This window comes from Hankyongella ginsenosidimutans, assembly GCF_005144965.1.
In the GTDB taxonomy this organism is placed as follows: domain Bacteria; phylum Pseudomonadota; class Alphaproteobacteria; order Sphingomonadales; family Sphingomonadaceae; genus Hankyongella; species Hankyongella ginsenosidimutans.
The window spans coordinates 315,062-328,829 of record NZ_CP039704.1 but is presented as its reverse complement, the minus strand read 5'-3'; the positions used below and the strand labels follow the sequence as shown (position 1 = coordinate 328,829).

Sequence of the window (13,768 nt, the reverse complement as noted above, 5' to 3'; positions counted from 1 at the left end):
GCCAATAGTGAAGCTACCCGTTTACCGTTCATGCTCTCCCCTGCCGACGCTCGGAGGCGGCATCGGTCAGGGGCGGCGACACCCGAGGATCAGAATTTCCTGGGACAAATGTTCGGGTCTTCAAATCCGCTACCGCGACAAGACCAAGCGGAGCGGATTGGCGGTGTCGAGACGAAGACCGAACATGGCGGCGATCATGCGGGCGAGACCGAGCGTGTCCTTCGCCCTGACCGTACCCGTAAATCGCAACGCGCCCAACGCCGGGTCGGCGAGAACGATCTGCGCGTCGCTATATCGATTGGCTGTCGTGACAACCAACGAGACGGGTTTGTCCTCGAACGACAGCATCCCTGCGGTCCACCGCATATCGTTGGCGGTAATGCGCATCAGCGACCCGACCGGGCCATCGCGACCGACCGCAACGACCGTTCCCGGCGAGACATGCAGGATCGCAGCGGTCTGGCCGAACGGCCGCAAATCGGCGCCGCCGCTGAGGAGCCCGACCTGCGTCTTGCCATCGAAATAGGCCACATCGAGCACGGAGCCGCTCGTGGAAACCGAACCGGCCTCGGTCGAAATGACAAACGGTCGCGGCTCGGCGGCGACCTCGAAATGCGCGCGACCGCGCAGCAAATGCACCTGACGACGCGTCGTGTCGAAATCGGCGCGGATGGCGCTCTCGGTATCGAGCGTCACCTTGGTGCCGTCATCGAGTGCGACGGTGCGGATTTCGCCGATTTTGGTGTCAGCCGCATAGGCCGTGCCGGCCGTCGGACTCGACGGCGCTTGGGGACACCAAGATAGGCGAACAGCGCTAGGACGGCGGCGATCGACGCGATAGCCATACCCCAATATTGGCGCGATCGGGCTGATCGCGCGGGCCGCCTCGCCTCTTCGTAAGTGGCCAACACCCGATCATAGGCATCCGCATGTGTCTGGTCGGCGCTGTACCACTCCTCGAATTCCGACTGGTACCGCCGGCCGCCTTCGCGGAGGCGCGACAGCCATTCGACAGCTTCATGCTCTGCCTGGCTCAGCGGCGAATCATCGTGGTCACCGCTCATCGCTTGCCCGCGAAGCGGTGGAGATGCGCGATCGCCTTCGTCATGTGCCAGTCAATGCCCTTCACCGACAGGCCATGAGTCTTGGCCAAGTCGGCATAAGTAGCGCCCTCAAGGCGATGCGCCATGAAAATTGAGCGCGTTTTGGCGGGAAGTTTGGCGAGCGACGAGTCCAACCGTTCCAGCATATCGCGCGCTTCCAGCAGCGCTGTTGGGTCGGTGCCGTCCGCCGTGGTTTCGGGATCGAGATCGAAGGCGACGATCGACCGGTGGAACGCGGCGCGAGCGCGATTGCGAAGCACGTTCTTGGCTATTTCCCGAAGATAGGCCTCCGTATTCTCGACGCGCTCTTCCTGAACCGCCGGCGCAGCCATGAACCGGACGAAGCTGTCATTCGCGAGATCCTCGGCCTCGTCACGCACACCACGCCGCGCGAAGAAGCGCAGCAACTTGGGCATCTGACTTCGGTATAGCCGGTCCAGGCCGGGCGCGCTGCGCTAACGACGTGATCTTCGGGCGGCAGCGGGTCGCCCTCCGATACGCTGGACGACTCGCCCGCACCGGGACCTCCAAGGGCGAGCTTCAACCGCATCGGTCTTCGCCCGTCATCGCACTAATCGAAGAAATCTTATCGCGCATGAATCACCCGGCTCTTTCCCGCGCAGCAAGGCCGTGATGCCGGTAAGGATTACGCTCGAGCGCGTCCGACAGGCGCGTGCCAATCGTACGTCCGCAATCGGCGCGCAAACGCACCGGTCCAGTTTCTCAAGCGGAGTTTCAAGCTCCGGCACCGCTGCTGCGACGCCCGGCAAGACTAGACCTGGAGATTCGTTGAGCGCAAGCGCGTTACCGGCGGCCGGCAGTTTGCATCCCAAACCGACCACCCTATCCGAAAACTGATACATTGCCGAAGGTCGTCGTCACCCGCGATAGAGCGCGCGGACGATCTCGGGCACGAGCTGGACGCGGCGGCGGTGATAGGCGGCGAGACGCTTGGCGAGCGCCGCGATCCCGCCATGATCGAAATCTAGCGCGAGCGCGCGCAGTTCGTCCTCCAGGTCCAGCAAGACGCGGCGTTCTGCCGCGCGGGCGGCCGACAGGCGGTCGCTCGCGGCGTCCGCCTGCGCCGCATATTCGATGTTCGTGGTGCGTCGGGCGAAAAGATCGAAGAAGGCGCGCGTGGCGTGGCCGAGATCGACGGGGAGGTGATCCGCGCTCGGCGTTGCGATTCCCTGCGGCCACGAGCGGATGATGAGCCGCGCCAGCTGCCCGTTCCAGGTGTAGAGGTCGCGCAAGGCGGACCTTGACGTGCGGCAAGTGAAACCCCTCGCTCGTCCAGGATTCGACCAGCCGCTCGCCGGCAAGGCGATGCAGCGCATCGCGCACCGGCGTCACGCTGCTGTTGAGTTCCGCAGCCAGCCCCGCGGGTTCGAGCTTTCGCCAGGCAGCACCACGCCCGAGAGCACGCGCTCCTTGATCGTGTCGTACACGCGCTCGGAGGTCGCGCCCGAGTTCATAACGCCCGGCGTCGGTCTTCGACATAGGCCGCCATCATCGCTTCCTGATCGGGCCGCAGCGCGTCGGCGGCGGCGATGTGGTCGGGCACGCTGTCGCCGAGCAGGATCGACGGGCATCGTCCTTCGTAATTGCCGAGATTAGGGCGGTGCTGACGATAGCCGACCAAAGCGGCCAGCTCGGGCGCGAACTGGCGCGCGATCGGCGGCGGATAGGCCAGCCATTGGTTTTCGTATGGCTTGAGCCAGCCGAGCGCATAGCCGACGACGAGGCCGCGCCGCACGCCGGCCGATCGGTTCTCGCCCGCGCCATGGAGCGTTGAGCCGAGGAACACCAGCGCCGAGCCCGGCGCCATGACCGCCGGTTCGGGCGCGGTCGCCGGTTCGGGGCGAGCGCTTCGGCGCCGTGCGTCCGCGGCCAGACCAGGGTCGCGCCATTGTTGGCGGTGAACGGCGTGAGCGGCCAGATCACGTTGACGAGATATTCGGTCTCGCCCTTCGGCCCCGCCCACATATCCTGGTCGCGGTGCGGCAGTTGCGCCGGAGCGCCGGGATGGACCGCGATCGCCTGGGTGACGTTCAATTGGATCGTGTCGCACCACGGCGCCAGCAGATTGTGCACCACGCCGAGGATCGTGTCATGCTGCACCAGTTTCGCGGCCTGCGCCGACCGCGCCAGCAGCCGTCCGAACCGCTTGGTGGTCTCGCCGTAGAAGCCGCCTTCGCAAAACGGCGTGCGCGCGAACGCATCGGCAAGGTCGGCGTCGAGCGCGGCGATCGTCCGGGCGGGCAGTGCGTCCGGAATGATGCACCAGCCTTCGCGGCGCAGATGGCCGGTCCAGTGGTCGATAGCTTGCGTGTCGGTCATGATCGTGTCCTCGGGGCTCAGGCGGCGACGAGCCGCTCGTTGGCGAGAATGGCATGGCCCGCGAATGCCGGCTGCGGCCAGCAGCGCCGGCGTCTCGGGCGTGATGAAGATGTGGAGCGCGGCGAGCACGCGGCCGTCGATCGCGCACGGCAGCCCGAGCGGCTCGCAGTGCCAGCCGAACGCCAGGATCTGCTGGAACCAGCCGAGTTCGGCGATCGCGGTGTAACTCGCGATGCCGTGATCGAGCGCATGACCGGCAAGGGCTGCGACCAGTGCGTCGCGGACGGCGCGGCGCTCGCGCGCGCACAATTGCCGGTCGAGGCAGAACCGCGTCACCTCGAAGATCGCGTCGCCGCGCGGCGGCTCGCCGTCGCACAGCACCGCATAGAGGCTATCGAGGATGTGCGGCCGGGTCGTCGGCAGCAGCCGCGCCGAACCGAGATGCCCTTCGTCATGATCGGCGAGGATCAGATAGCGGGCGTGCTCGTCGTCGAACTGGTCGATCTCGTAGCGGCCGTCGAGCACCGGCACGTCCCATTTTAGCAGGTCGACGAACACCGCTTTGCGCGCGGCGAACATGGCCCGAAAAACGCCGTCGGGCGGCGCGGCGGCGTCGTTCTGCACGACATGAAGCATGAGTCACTCCTTGGCTGGATGGCCAGGATCGGCGCGAAGCCGGGTGCGGCGATATACCGGAAAAGGGGTATATCAGCGGCGGAAGATATCGGTGAACGTCAGCGTTCCGTCGAACAATGCCCGGATCGCCAGCAATGTCCGTTTGTTCACCCCGTAGCGTTCGCACCCCTGCCTGATATGGCGGGCAACGGTCTCTTCGCTAAGCCCAAGGATCCGGCTCGTCTCCCAGTCGCTCTTGCCGCGCGCCGCCCACAGCGCGCAGTCGCGCTGGCGATCGGTCAGCGTCGGCGTCGGGTCAGGTTCGAAATCGCGCACCGACCAGAGCCGCCGCGCCGCCTCGAACGCGAACGCGCCGGCCAGCTGCGCCAGCGGCAGCATCGCCTCGGGCACCGAGTGGCCGGCCTGGTTGGCGAACGAACACGATCCGCGCGCCTCGCCGGGGACATTGGCGGGGATCGTATAGCCATCGCCGATGCCCTGCTCGCCGCCGAGTGCCAGCGTCCGGCGGTCGCGCGCGGTGAGCGCGATCATGCGTGGAATGTGCGACCAGCGAAACCCGACGCTGGTGACGTGGCTAGCGCGGTGCACCGGGTCGGACACGCCGAGGATGTTGGCGTCGTAATAATCGGCCCAGCGGGCGGGATAATCGTGCAGCCGGATCGCCTTGCCGCCGGCCTTCACGATGTCGACGTGGTGCGACAGCGCGTAATGCTGAAACCCCATCTCGGCGCTGATCGCGCGCAAAGCATCGTCGAGATCGTCGGCGTTGGAAACAGTAGTGACGCGCGCAACGAACGCCTGCGCAGTCGAACGCATGCCCACGGGGCACCGACCCGATCACAGGCGGCGCTCAAGCCGCCGCAGCTCCCGTGATCGCCCTCTTTCGTCCGCTCGCGGTTTCTCACGCCACCGGCGGACAACTCTCGAATACCCGTAACTTTACAGAAAGTTACGAACGTCGATTGTGCCACACGGGCCGCCGCAAGTCCAATATATTGCAAATATATTGTGGTGCCCGAAACCGCCAAAACGGATGTTGTTCGCTGCGCTGCCGCGGGGTCGATTGACGTGACGGCGCCGCACGGCCCCGATTGGCGCAACGGGGACGATTATGCCCGGTTGCGCGGGATCGACCGCGCCGGGTTGATGTGGGAGTGGTTGCGGCGCGTCCCCGGCTATGTCGCCTGGTACACGCGCGCCAGCACGGCGACGCGCGGCGTTCTGCCGACGATCGACGACCCCGCACAATGGGGATTCACTTTCGCGGAATGCCCGGACCTCGCTGCACCCGAGGCCCGGATCATCTGGCGCGCCGATCTTGACCCGGGGACACTCCACGTCGTCGCCTTGCCCACCGATGCGGACGATCCCGATGGCGTCGATCCGAATATGCTCGCGCCCTGGCTGACGGTGGCGGCCGATGCGCAGGGGTCGAGCATGCGGTGTTGTCGGACGGCTGGCATCATATCCGCATCGACCTCGATGCGGGCACGCTAGCCGGCGGTGCGCCGGTCGTCTTCGCCTATCGGCTGCACGGCATCGCCAGCGCGATGTCCAGGGTGCTGCCGCTGCGCCGGTTACTCCATCTCTGCCGCCATCGCCGGTTTGCCGCGTCATTGTTCCCGGCCGAGCGCGGCATGGATCGCTCGGTGGTGCTGCTGCGCGTGCACGATGCCTTGGCCGCCGGCGCCAGCCAGCGCGAGATCGCGTGCGCGCTGTTCGGCGAGGAGCGCGTGGCGCGCGAATGGTCGAGCCCGTCCGATTCGCTGCGATCGCGCACACGCCGGCTGATCCACGATGCCACGGTCATGGCACAGGGCGGTTATCGTTCGCTGTTGCTGGGGACGCGGCCGAAAACTGATGCCGCGACCCGCAAGCGGCGCGGCTGGCGACTTTATCGGTCGAGGCGGTTTGGATTGATCGGAGCCGGCACGACGCACGACCTCACCGCAAATTCGCCGACGGGATGGCAATAGCGGCCGGTCACGCCGCCGCAGACAGCGCATCCATGATCGGGCACTCCGGAACCGCGCCCCGGTGCAACCTGCCGAGATGCCGGCGAGCGTGCGTTCGAGGCGTTTTAGGTCGGCGATCTTCCTTGCCACGTCAGCCACGTGACGCTCGGTGACCGCGAGCACCTCGCCGCACGTATATGCGTGCGAATCCGACAGACCGAGCAGGCTGCGCAGCTCCTGACCGAAAAGCCGAGTTCGCGCGCGCGCAGGATGAAGCCGAGCCGGGCTTGGTCCTTCGGCGCATAGACCCGATGTCCGCTGGCGGTGCGCCCGGGCTCGTCGAGCAGCGCGATCGTTTCATAGTATCGGATCGTCTCGATGTTGCACCCGAAGCGCTTGGCAAGCGCGCCCCGCTTGAGGGGATGGTCAGCGGTCGTGAACGGCATCGAGAATAACCTCTTGAACCTGTAGCCACTACAGACCTTACATGCAGGTGAGGCCGATATCGATAGCGAAGAACGATGGCAAAGACACGAAGGGACGATATGCGTTCGGATGCAACGCGCATGGGACCGGGCCGCAGCCACTGGTTGGCGACGGGCGGGCTGATCGGCGCCGTGCTGGCATCGTCCTGCTGCGTCGTTCCGCTCGTGCTGGTAACGCTGGGCGTGTCAGGCGCCTGGATCGGCAGCCTCACCGCGCTCGAACCCTACAAACTCTTTTTCGTGCTGGTGACGCTGGCGCTCCTCGCGGGGGCTTCTGGCACGTCTATCGTCGGCGCAAGCCCGATTGTGTCGAAGGCAGCTATTGCGCCCGTCCGGAGTCGGCGCGCTTCACCATGTCGGTGCTATGGGCCGCGACGATCATCATCGTGCTCGCCATGACGCTGCAATGGTGGGCCCCTGTTCTACTAGGAGAAGTGCTATGAGACGCCCGCTGACCGTCGCCGTTGCAGGACTCGCCGGCATTGCCGGCTTCGCAGCCATGGCCGTTGCGCCGACCGGCGTGGCCGTCGCCGCACCGGCGAGCGAGCAGACCAGGACATTCGCGATCAGGAACATGACCTGTCCGACCTGCCCGATCACCGTGAAAACCGCGATGAGCCGGGTGGCGGGTGTCAAGGCGGTCAAGATCGACTTCACCGCCAAGACCGCGACGGTGACGTATGACGCCTCGATCGCAACACCGGCCAAGATCGCGGCGGCGTCGACCGATATCGGTTATCCGGCGCAGCTCAGCGGTGGCTGATCAGGCCGTCGCCCGGGCTGGGCAAGTCAAGGGGTCGTCGATGGAATTGCGGTCCACGCTGACGTGCCCGAAGTGCGGACATGTCGAAACAGAGACGATGCCGACCAACGCCTGCCAGTTCTTCTATGACTGCAAGGGCTGTCGTTCGGTGCTCCGTCCGAAGGCGGGGATTGCTGCGTGTTTTGCTCGTTCGGCACAATTCCCTGTCCGCCGATTCAGGAGGCGCGCGCGACAGGTTCCGCCGCTTGTTGTCAGGCGGGCGCTTCCGGGTAGGTCGGCGAGGACCTGCGTCGATTGCGGCGGCCCTCGCTTCCTGAAGGCTGTCGGAGATCGCCGGAGGGAACCGTGAGCCGCTTTGTACGGATAGCGACGACTTGACTCTTGTTGGGCGATGCGGGTCAATTTCCGTCCTGCCAGCGCCCCGCGCGCTGGTCGCGCGCGGCCGCGCTCTATGGCTCGGCGGGCCTCGCCACCGAGCCCGCGAGCGGTCTCGGCCTGGCGGTGACGATCGCTTGCGTGGGTCAGCGATGCGCTGACCCTGGTGGTGCGGGGCTGTCGACGCACACTGCCGGTCCGCTCGCGCGCCCCGGTCAGGGTGCGGCGTTAGGTTAGGCCCCGCGGCGCTCCGGCTTTGCGCGCGGGTCGGTGCGCCCGGTTTCGCGGCCGGACGACAACTGCCGTCCTGCCCTGCGAAGCCCGACCCTGCACCTTTGTCCGCGCGCGCCGCCGGGGTGCCTGGTTTTGGTGCGCGGCTGGCGCCGCTGATTGGCTGCGGTCGCCGCTGGCGCGGCGGCGTGTTGGTTGCCTCTCCCGGTTGGGCGGCGCTCCCTGCTAGGCCCGCCACGGCGCGCGGCAAGCCTGCGCTTCGCTCCGGCTGCTCCACTATCGTTACGCCCCCATGGGTGCCGCCCGCCGCTCGATGCGGGCCTCTTCGGTCGCTTCGCCGCCCACCCCCGCTTCCGGGGAGGCTGTGTTTTTGGGCGGTGCTTGAGGCTTGCGATGGCGACCCACAACCGGCGTTCGGGACCAACCGACAGCGCGGACACCCGCGTGAGCCTTTACGACGAGGTAACGGCGCGCGTCATCGCCGAACTGGAGGCGGGGCGGCGGCCGTGGGTGCAGCCGTGGGGTGGGGCGACGAGCGGTGTCGGGCTTCCGCGCAACGCGCTGACCGGACGCAGCTATTCGGGCGTCAACGTGCTGATATTGTGGGGCGCGGTCATCGCCGATGCCTACCCTCGCAATCGTGGCTGACCTTCAAGCAGGCGCAAGCGGCGGGCGGCTGCGTCCGCAAGGGCGAACGCGGCACCGGCGTCGTGTTCGCCGACCGCTTCATTCCCAAGGGCGAGGCCGAGCGCGCCGCGCGCGACGAGGACGATGCCCGCGCGATCCCGTTCCTCAAACGCTTCACCGTGTTCAACGTCGCGCAGTGCGAGGGGCTGCGACCCGGCCTCGCCGACGACCCCGTGCCGCTTCCCGACCGCGAGATCGTGCCGGTCGGCGAAGCGGTGATCGCGGCATCGGGCGCGGACTTCCGTATCGGCGGCGGCGACGCGTTTTATTCGCCCGGCCTCGACTTCGTGGCAGTCCCGCCGCAGCCCGCCTTCTTCCACCAGATCGACTATTATCGCACCGCGCTTCACGAGCTGACCCATTGGACCGGCCACGGCTCGCGGCTTGGGCGCGACCAGTCGGGCGGGTTCGGCAGTGCTGCCTATGCGCGCGAAGAACTCGCCGCCGAGATGGGGAGCGCGTTCCTATGCGCGGCGCTCGGCATCGTCCCGACCGTCCGCCACGCCGATTATGTCGGCAATTGGCTCGCCGTGCTGCGCGCCGACAACCGTGCGATCTTCCGCGCCGCCTCCGCCGCCAGCAAGGCGGCGGACTATCTGTTGCGGCTCCGCGATGCCGCCGCGCTGGACGCGGCGGCATGAGCGAATTGCGCGCCCGCTCGCGGTCGAGCCGACCGAAACGGGTGAGCAGACCTTGGTTCCCGGCGTCGTGCCGATCATGCCCGGCGACCGGCTGGCGTGGCGCGCCGCCGCGCCGATGCAACCCAAAAGCCGCAACGCCCCTGCGATCACGGCCTGTTCGACTTGGCCGCTCGGCGTCAGCTTTCCCTGTTTGACCAGCTTCCGCCGCCGGACCCCGGCGGCGGCTGACGCGCGGCGCGTTTCGCCGCATCGCAAGCCGGTCCCGCCCCTTGGACGGAAAACGGGACCGGCGCTCACAAGGAGCCAGACGATGAAACTCGATTTTATTGCCCATGACAAGCTGTCGGTCAGCAAGGCCAATATGCGCTACGCCAAGAAGGCCCGACGTGTCCGACATCCTGCCGACCGTGCGCAAGCGCGGCATCATCCAGCCGCTGATCGTGCGGCCCAACTGCGCGACCGCCAATGACAATGGCGGCTTCGAGATCGTCGCCGGGTATCGCCGCTGGACCGCCGATGGCGTGGTCCGCGCCGAGGGGATCGACCACGGCCCGCTGCCGTGCGCGATCCTCGATGACGGCGACGACGCCGACGCCATTGAAGCCTCGATGATCGAGAACATGGCGCGGCTCGATCCCGACGAGGTGACGCAGTGGGAGAGCTTCGTGCGATTGGTCAAGGAGGGTCGGAAGCCCGACGAGATCGCCGCGACGTTCGGATTGCCCGACTTGACCGTCAAGCGCATCCTCGCGCTCGGCAATCTGTTGCCGCGCATCCGCGACCTCTACCGCGCCGAGAAGATCGACGGCGCGACCGTGCGGCACCTGACGCTGGCGACCAAAAGCCAGCAAAGGCGTGGCTGGCGCTGTTCGACGATCCGCAATCCGAATACGTGCCCACCGGCCACCAATTGAAGGCGTGGCTGTTCGGCGGACAGTCGATCAGCGTCCGCCACGCGCTGTTCGACCTCGACAGTTATCCGGGTCACATCGTCGGCAATCTGTTCGAGGACGACCGCTATTTCGCCGATGCCGATGCGTTCTGGACCGCGCAGAACGCAGCGATCGACGCCAAGCGCGTCGCGTATCTCGATGCCGGGTGGAGCGACGCGGTGATCGTCGGGCCGAACGAGCAGTTCCATTATTGGGAGCACGAACGCGCCGCCAAAGGAAGGGCGGGCGCGTCTATCTCGACGTGTCGGCGCGCGGCGAGGTGACGGTCCATGAAGGCTATGTGACCCGCGCCGAGGCGCGGCGCATCGAGCGTGGCGGTCAGGCGGACGCGCCCGCCAAACCCGCGCGCCCCGAAGTGACGAGCACGATGCAGACCTATATCGACCTGCATCGCCACGCCGCCGTCCGCGCCGCGCTGACCGGGTTCCCGCAGGTCGTGCTGCGCTTGATGGTGGCGCACGTGATCGCCGGATCGCCGCTGTGGGGCGTCAGGATCGAAGCGCAATCGACCCGCAACGAGGGCGTCCGCGAGAGCGTCGAGACGTGCAAGGCCGAAGCCGACTTCGATGAGCGCCGCCGTGCGGTGCTTGGCGTTCTCGGGTTCGATGAGGACACCCCACCGTCACCAAGGGCAATGGCGACGAATACGGGCTGACCGGCGTGTTCCTGCGCTTGCTCGAACTGCCCGACGCCGTGGTCATGGAGGTGGTCGCCATCGTCATGGGCGAGACGCTGTTCGCCGGGTCCGCCGTCGTCGAGGCGACGGGCTTGCAGATCGGGGTGGACATGGCGCGCTACTGGCAAGCCGACCCGGCCTTTTCGAGCTGATCCGCGACAGGGAAGTGTTGACGCGGATCGTCGCCGAGGTCGCCGGGGAAACCATCGCCCAGGCCAATGGGGGCGAAAAGACCAAGACGATGAAGGCCATCGTCGCCGACCATCTGGCGGGCGCGAACGGGCGCGCCAAGGTCGAGGGCTGGGTGCCCAAATGGATGGCGTTTCCGCCGTCCGGCTACACCGCGCGGGGCGGGTCGGCACGGTCAAGGCCAGCGCCTTGGTCGCGGCGGCGCGCCAGAGCGGTGCCGGGGCCGACGACGAGCCGGACCCCGCGACCCCGGCGCGGCGGCACTGGCGGAGCCGGAACGGCTTGCCGCGTGAGTGAGTGTGCGGCGGCGACGCCGCCCGCATCGCCCGAACCCTCAAAATCGGCCGCGCCGCTCGGCCGTGAACGGCCTCGCGGCGCGGGATTTCAGACAAGGAGAAAGACAATGGCCGATCGTTGCCAGGCCCCGATCACCATCGGCGGCACTCTGCCCGCCAGTTTGCTCGACGCCTTTATCGAGACGATCCGTGACGAAGGACTTTCGACCGAATGGGACTGCACCGGGTTCGATGCGTCCGACCTCCCCGAAAACGATGCGTTGCGCTTGATGGCTAACGAGGTCGCGTGGGGCCGATTTGACGATCTCGAAGCGTTCTGCATCGTGCATCGGTTGCCCTTCGCGCGCTGGTCGGGGGCGTGTCTCGGTGCGTTCGATGCCGTGCGCGTCGTGTTCACCGGCGGTGGCGATCTCAATATTATGCCGCGAGCGACGACGATAATGTGCTGATCGGTCGCCACACGGCGGAGACGCTTGGTTCCTATGAAGCGATCATCGCCAATTTCGACGCGGCGGATTTTCTGGTGCCGCCGCTTCGCCTGACCGGCTGACGGGTCAATGATCCAGGAATTTCCGAGTCCGCGCCTTGGCGTCGGCGGTCGTCACCGCATCGCCCGCATTGGCACATTCGTCGCCGCGCACCGCGCCCGCCGCGCAAGCGGCGACGACCTTGTGCGCTTCGTCGAGATGGGCGGCGAAATACTGGGTCGCGCGTGGCGCGGCGACCGCACCTGTGCCGATGGCCGCCCCTTGGCTTGGTGGCGCGAGCGACGGGCGCAACGCGAAGCCTGCCGCGAACCCGATGACAAGCGCCAACAGCGCGATAACGACCGTTCTGCCGTGCATGTTCCTGGCTCCGCCGTTGCTCATCCGACCCGTATTTTGGGGCGACGATCATAGCAGAATCCGGCGTCTTTTGAAACGCTTGATGGCGCAGCTTCGCTTCGCGGACGTGAACGCTCGGCATTCGCGACGCTGCACGGACGAGTCTGCTGCACCGGCTCGGACGCCGGACAAAGCCAGTTGCATCGCCTTCGATTCGATAATACACGAACTATCGAATCGAAGGAGCTCATATGAAACGGATGCACTTGCACGTCAGTGTGCCGAACATCGAACAGGCCATCGCCTTCTACGGCGCATTGTTCGATGCGCCCCGGTCGTCGTGAAGGACGATTACGCCAAATGGATGCTCGACGATCCGCGCGTCAATCTCGCGATCTCGTCGCGCGCGCGCGCCAACGGCGTCGATCATGTCGGCATTCAGGTCGATAGCGCCGACGAACTCAGCGAACTCGCTACCCGCCTCAAAGTCGCCGGATCGACCACGTTCGATCAGGAATCGACGACGTGCTGCTACGCGAAGTCCGACAAGTCGTGGGTGACGGACACCGCCGGCGTCCGTTGGGAAACCTTCTTCACGCACGGCGACGCGACCGAATATGGCGAGGACGAAGCCATGCCCGATCCGACCGCGAGCGCGTGTTGCGGCGCGCCGCAACCGGCCAAGGCGGCGTGTTGCTGATGCAGCTCCCCACCGCGGTCGAGGCGCTGTCGGCACTTGCGCACGGACACCGCCTGGCCGTCTTTCGCCTACTCGTGCGGGCTGGCGCTGACGGCCTTCCGGCGGGCGAAATCGCGCGCGAGGTCGGCGTGCTGCCGAACACGCTTTCGACGCATCTGACCATCCTGGGGCACGCCAGCCTGATCCGCTCCCGCCGCGACGGCCGATCGGTCATTTATTCGGCAGACTATGACGGGATGCGCGATCTGCTCGCCTTTCTCGTCGCCGATTGCTGCGCCGGGCGTCCCGAAATCTGCGGGTCGCTCGCCGATGCTGCTGCGTGCTGCGCGCCGTGACGCTTGCGCCGGTCGGTGCCGAAGATCCGGCGTTTCGCGACGCCTTGCAACGCGCCGGTCTGCCGGTCGGCGACCTTGCCGATGACGATGCGTGCTATTTTGCGCTGATCGCCGAGGGCGCGAGCATCGCCTTTGGCGGGATCGCCGGCATCGGTGCCGATCGGTTGCTGCGCTCGATCGTCGTGCCAGCAGGGTCGCGCCGTGCCGGTATTGGCGCGCGCATCGTCGCCGCGCTCGAGCATGAGGCCAAGCGCGCCGGAGTCGATCGACTATGGCTCCTTACGACCGACGCTTCCGGGTTCTTCGATCGCCTCGGCTGGCAAACCGCCGAGCGATCGACCGCACCCGATGCCATTCGCCGGTGCGGCCAGTTCGCATCGGTGTGTCCGGCATCGGCGACGTTGATGGCGCGCACCCTGTGACGCGCAAACTGGTCGCCGAGTTCCTCGGCACGGCACTGTTGCTCGCCATCGTCATCGGGTCGGGCATCATGGGCGAGCGCCTGGCCAACGGCAACGATGCGATCGCATTGCTCGGCAACACGATCGCGACGGGGCTGGCCTGGTCGTGCTGATCCAA

22 protein-coding genes and 3 pseudogenes are annotated in these 13,768 nt (G+C 66.8%); 16 read left to right on the top strand and 9 right to left on the bottom strand.

Annotated elements, in window-relative coordinates; all coding sequences use genetic code 11:
- Positions 1-129: 129 nt before the first annotated feature.
- From E6W36_RS01950 to E6W36_RS01920, 7 genes and pseudogenes are all read right to left on the bottom strand, one after another.
- Positions 130-738 carry a FecR family protein gene (locus E6W36_RS01950; RefSeq protein ID WP_425459756.1) on the bottom strand — a complete coding sequence of 203 codons (609 nt, stop codon included), beginning with the start codon at positions 736-738 and terminating at the stop codon, positions 130-132.
- Complete coding sequence (locus E6W36_RS22775; protein ID WP_222873578.1) at positions 693-1,064, bottom strand: FecR/PupR family sigma factor regulator; 372 nt, start codon at positions 1,062-1,064, stop codon at positions 693-695. Before E6W36_RS22775 ends, E6W36_RS01950 begins: the two co-directional genes overlap by 46 nt.
- The gene (locus tag E6W36_RS01940; protein ID WP_281277585.1) at positions 1,061-1,543 is read right to left on the bottom strand and encodes an RNA polymerase sigma factor; all 483 of its coding nucleotides are present in this window, start codon (positions 1,541-1,543) and stop codon (positions 1,061-1,063) included. The genes E6W36_RS22775 and E6W36_RS01940 overlap by 4 nt, the downstream gene beginning before the upstream one ends.
- Positions 1,544-1,981: 438 nt before the next feature.
- On the bottom strand, positions 1,982-2,356 hold the full coding sequence (locus tag E6W36_RS01935) for a hypothetical protein (RefSeq protein ID WP_246047982.1): 375 nt from the start codon (positions 2,354-2,356) through the stop codon (positions 1,982-1,984).
- Positions 2,357-2,452: 96 nt separating this feature from the next.
- A complete protein-coding gene (locus tag E6W36_RS20140; RefSeq protein ID WP_281277415.1) occupies positions 2,453-2,578 on the bottom strand; it encodes a hypothetical protein in 126 nt (41 codons plus the stop codon).
- Positions 2,575-4,022, bottom strand: a pseudogene (locus E6W36_RS22770) (acyl-homoserine-lactone synthase). The gene E6W36_RS20140 and the pseudogene E6W36_RS22770 overlap by 4 nt, the downstream one beginning before the upstream one ends.
- Positions 4,023-4,151: 129 nt before the next feature.
- Positions 4,152-4,895 carry a LuxR family transcriptional regulator gene (locus tag E6W36_RS01920; protein WP_222874368.1) on the bottom strand — a complete coding sequence of 248 codons (744 nt, stop codon included), beginning with the start codon at positions 4,893-4,895 and terminating at the stop codon, positions 4,152-4,154.
- Positions 4,896-5,147: 252 nt separating this feature from the next.
- On the opposite strand from E6W36_RS01920, the gene E6W36_RS01915 reads away from it, so the two are divergent.
- Both E6W36_RS01915 and E6W36_RS01910 read left to right on the top strand, forming a co-directional pair.
- Positions 5,148-5,576 (top strand): transcriptional regulator domain-containing protein, encoded by a 429-nt coding sequence (locus E6W36_RS01915; RefSeq protein WP_222873575.1) that lies wholly within the window; start codon positions 5,148-5,150, stop codon positions 5,574-5,576.
- On the top strand, positions 5,522-6,055 hold the full coding sequence (locus tag E6W36_RS01910; protein ID WP_222873574.1) for a DUF2285 domain-containing protein: 534 nt from the start codon (positions 5,522-5,524) through the stop codon (positions 6,053-6,055). The genes E6W36_RS01915 and E6W36_RS01910 overlap by 55 nt, the downstream gene beginning before the upstream one ends.
- Positions 6,056-6,327: 272 nt before the next feature.
- Here E6W36_RS01910 and E6W36_RS21520 read toward each other — a convergent pair.
- A pseudogene (locus tag E6W36_RS21520) lies at positions 6,328-6,480 on the bottom strand (MerR family DNA-binding transcriptional regulator); the annotation flags it as partial.
- A gap of 99 nt (positions 6,481-6,579) precedes the next feature.
- Between E6W36_RS21520 and E6W36_RS01900 the strand changes: the two are divergent.
- From E6W36_RS01900 to E6W36_RS21490, 10 genes and pseudogenes are all read left to right on the top strand, one after another.
- Positions 6,580-6,918 carry a mercuric transporter MerT family protein gene (locus E6W36_RS01900; RefSeq protein WP_222873573.1) on the top strand — a complete coding sequence of 113 codons (339 nt, stop codon included), beginning with the start codon at positions 6,580-6,582 and terminating at the stop codon, positions 6,916-6,918.
- Positions 6,919-6,958: 40 nt separating this feature from the next.
- Complete coding sequence (locus E6W36_RS01895; protein ID WP_222873572.1) at positions 6,959-7,282, top strand: heavy-metal-associated domain-containing protein; 324 nt, start codon at positions 6,959-6,961, stop codon at positions 7,280-7,282.
- Positions 7,200-7,631, top strand: coding sequence for a GDCCVxC domain-containing (seleno)protein (locus E6W36_RS22765; protein WP_425459667.1), 432 nt, complete (start codon positions 7,200-7,202; stop codon positions 7,629-7,631). The genes E6W36_RS01895 and E6W36_RS22765 overlap by 83 nt, the downstream gene beginning before the upstream one ends.
- A gap of 650 nt (positions 7,632-8,281) precedes the next feature.
- A pseudogene (locus E6W36_RS01890) lies at positions 8,282-9,216 on the top strand (ArdC family protein).
- Positions 9,188-9,685: a hypothetical protein gene (locus E6W36_RS21515; RefSeq protein ID WP_342776760.1), complete on the top strand. Its 498-nt coding sequence runs from the start codon at positions 9,188-9,190 to the stop codon at positions 9,683-9,685. Before E6W36_RS01890 ends, E6W36_RS21515 begins: the two are co-directional and overlap by 29 nt.
- A complete protein-coding gene (locus tag E6W36_RS21510; protein WP_342776759.1) occupies positions 9,624-10,130 on the top strand; it encodes a ParB/RepB/Spo0J family partition protein in 507 nt (168 codons plus the stop codon). Before E6W36_RS21515 ends, E6W36_RS21510 begins: the two co-directional genes overlap by 62 nt.
- The gene (locus E6W36_RS21505; RefSeq protein WP_342776758.1) at positions 10,109-10,432 is read left to right on the top strand and encodes a hypothetical protein; all 324 of its coding nucleotides are present in this window, start codon (positions 10,109-10,111) and stop codon (positions 10,430-10,432) included. Before E6W36_RS21510 ends, E6W36_RS21505 begins: the two co-directional genes overlap by 22 nt.
- Positions 10,411-10,824: a hypothetical protein gene (locus E6W36_RS21500; RefSeq protein WP_342776757.1), complete on the top strand. Its 414-nt coding sequence runs from the start codon at positions 10,411-10,413 to the stop codon at positions 10,822-10,824. The genes E6W36_RS21505 and E6W36_RS21500 overlap by 22 nt, the downstream gene beginning before the upstream one ends.
- A gap of 5 nt (positions 10,825-10,829) precedes the next feature.
- Entirely contained in the window at positions 10,830-10,997 is a 168-nt protein-coding gene (locus tag E6W36_RS21495; protein ID WP_342776756.1) for a hypothetical protein, read from the top strand.
- 17 nt (positions 10,998-11,014) lie between these two features.
- Positions 11,015-11,779: a hypothetical protein gene (locus tag E6W36_RS21490; RefSeq protein WP_342776755.1), complete on the top strand. Its 765-nt coding sequence runs from the start codon at positions 11,015-11,017 to the stop codon at positions 11,777-11,779.
- 105 nt (positions 11,780-11,884) lie between these two features.
- Here the strand turns inward: E6W36_RS21490 and E6W36_RS01875 are convergent, their stop codons facing one another.
- Positions 11,885-12,175, bottom strand: coding sequence for a hypothetical protein (locus tag E6W36_RS01875; RefSeq protein WP_222873570.1), 291 nt, complete (start codon positions 12,173-12,175; stop codon positions 11,885-11,887).
- A 319-nt stretch (positions 12,176-12,494) separates the two neighbouring features.
- On the opposite strand from E6W36_RS01875, the gene E6W36_RS01870 reads away from it, so the two are divergent.
- The 4 genes from E6W36_RS01870 to E6W36_RS21485 are packed head-to-tail and all read left to right on the top strand — an operon-like array spanning position 12,495 to position 13,763.
- Positions 12,495-12,854 (top strand): VOC family protein, encoded by a 360-nt coding sequence (locus E6W36_RS01870; RefSeq protein WP_246047980.1) that lies wholly within the window; start codon positions 12,495-12,497, stop codon positions 12,852-12,854.
- Entirely contained in the window at positions 12,854-13,189 is a 336-nt protein-coding gene (locus tag E6W36_RS01865; protein WP_222873569.1) for an ArsR/SmtB family transcription factor, read from the top strand. The genes E6W36_RS01870 and E6W36_RS01865 overlap by 1 nt, the downstream gene beginning before the upstream one ends.
- The gene (gene arsN2, locus E6W36_RS01860) at positions 13,174-13,611 is read left to right on the top strand and encodes an arsenic resistance N-acetyltransferase ArsN2 (RefSeq protein WP_222873568.1); all 438 of its coding nucleotides are present in this window, start codon (positions 13,174-13,176) and stop codon (positions 13,609-13,611) included. Before E6W36_RS01865 ends, arsN2 begins: the two co-directional genes overlap by 16 nt.
- Positions 13,608-13,763: a hypothetical protein gene (locus E6W36_RS21485; protein ID WP_342776754.1), complete on the top strand. Its 156-nt coding sequence runs from the start codon at positions 13,608-13,610 to the stop codon at positions 13,761-13,763. Before arsN2 ends, E6W36_RS21485 begins: the two co-directional genes overlap by 4 nt.
- Positions 13,764-13,768: the final 5 nt, after the last annotated feature.

What these genes read in the sequence shown, in the direction of transcription:
- E6W36_RS22775 (WP_222873578.1), bottom strand. Translation starts at nt 1,064, where the DNA reads ATGAGCGGTGACCACGATGATTCGCCGCTGAGCCAGGCAGAGCATGAA.
- E6W36_RS20140 (WP_281277415.1), bottom strand. Translation starts at nt 2,578, where the DNA reads ATGAACTCGGGCGCGACCTCCGAGCGCGTGTACGACACGATCAAGGAG.
- E6W36_RS01920 (WP_222874368.1), bottom strand. Translation starts at nt 4,895, where the DNA reads ATGCGTTCGACTGCGCAGGCGTTCGTTGCGCGCGTCACTACTGTTTCC.
- E6W36_RS01900 (WP_222873573.1), top strand. Translation starts at nt 6,580, where the DNA reads ATGCGTTCGGATGCAACGCGCATGGGACCGGGCCGCAGCCACTGGTTG.
- E6W36_RS01895 (WP_222873572.1), top strand. Translation starts at nt 6,959, where the DNA reads ATGAGACGCCCGCTGACCGTCGCCGTTGCAGGACTCGCCGGCATTGCC.
- E6W36_RS22765 (WP_425459667.1), top strand. Translation starts at nt 7,200, where the DNA reads ATGACGCCTCGATCGCAACACCGGCCAAGATCGCGGCGGCGTCGACCG.
- E6W36_RS21515 (WP_342776760.1), top strand. Translation starts at nt 9,188, where the DNA reads ATGCCGCCGCGCTGGACGCGGCGGCATGAGCGAATTGCGCGCCCGCTC.
- E6W36_RS01875 (WP_222873570.1), bottom strand. Translation starts at nt 12,175, where the DNA reads ATGCACGGCAGAACGGTCGTTATCGCGCTGTTGGCGCTTGTCATCGGG.
- E6W36_RS01865 (WP_222873569.1), top strand. Translation starts at nt 12,854, where the DNA reads ATGCAGCTCCCCACCGCGGTCGAGGCGCTGTCGGCACTTGCGCACGGA.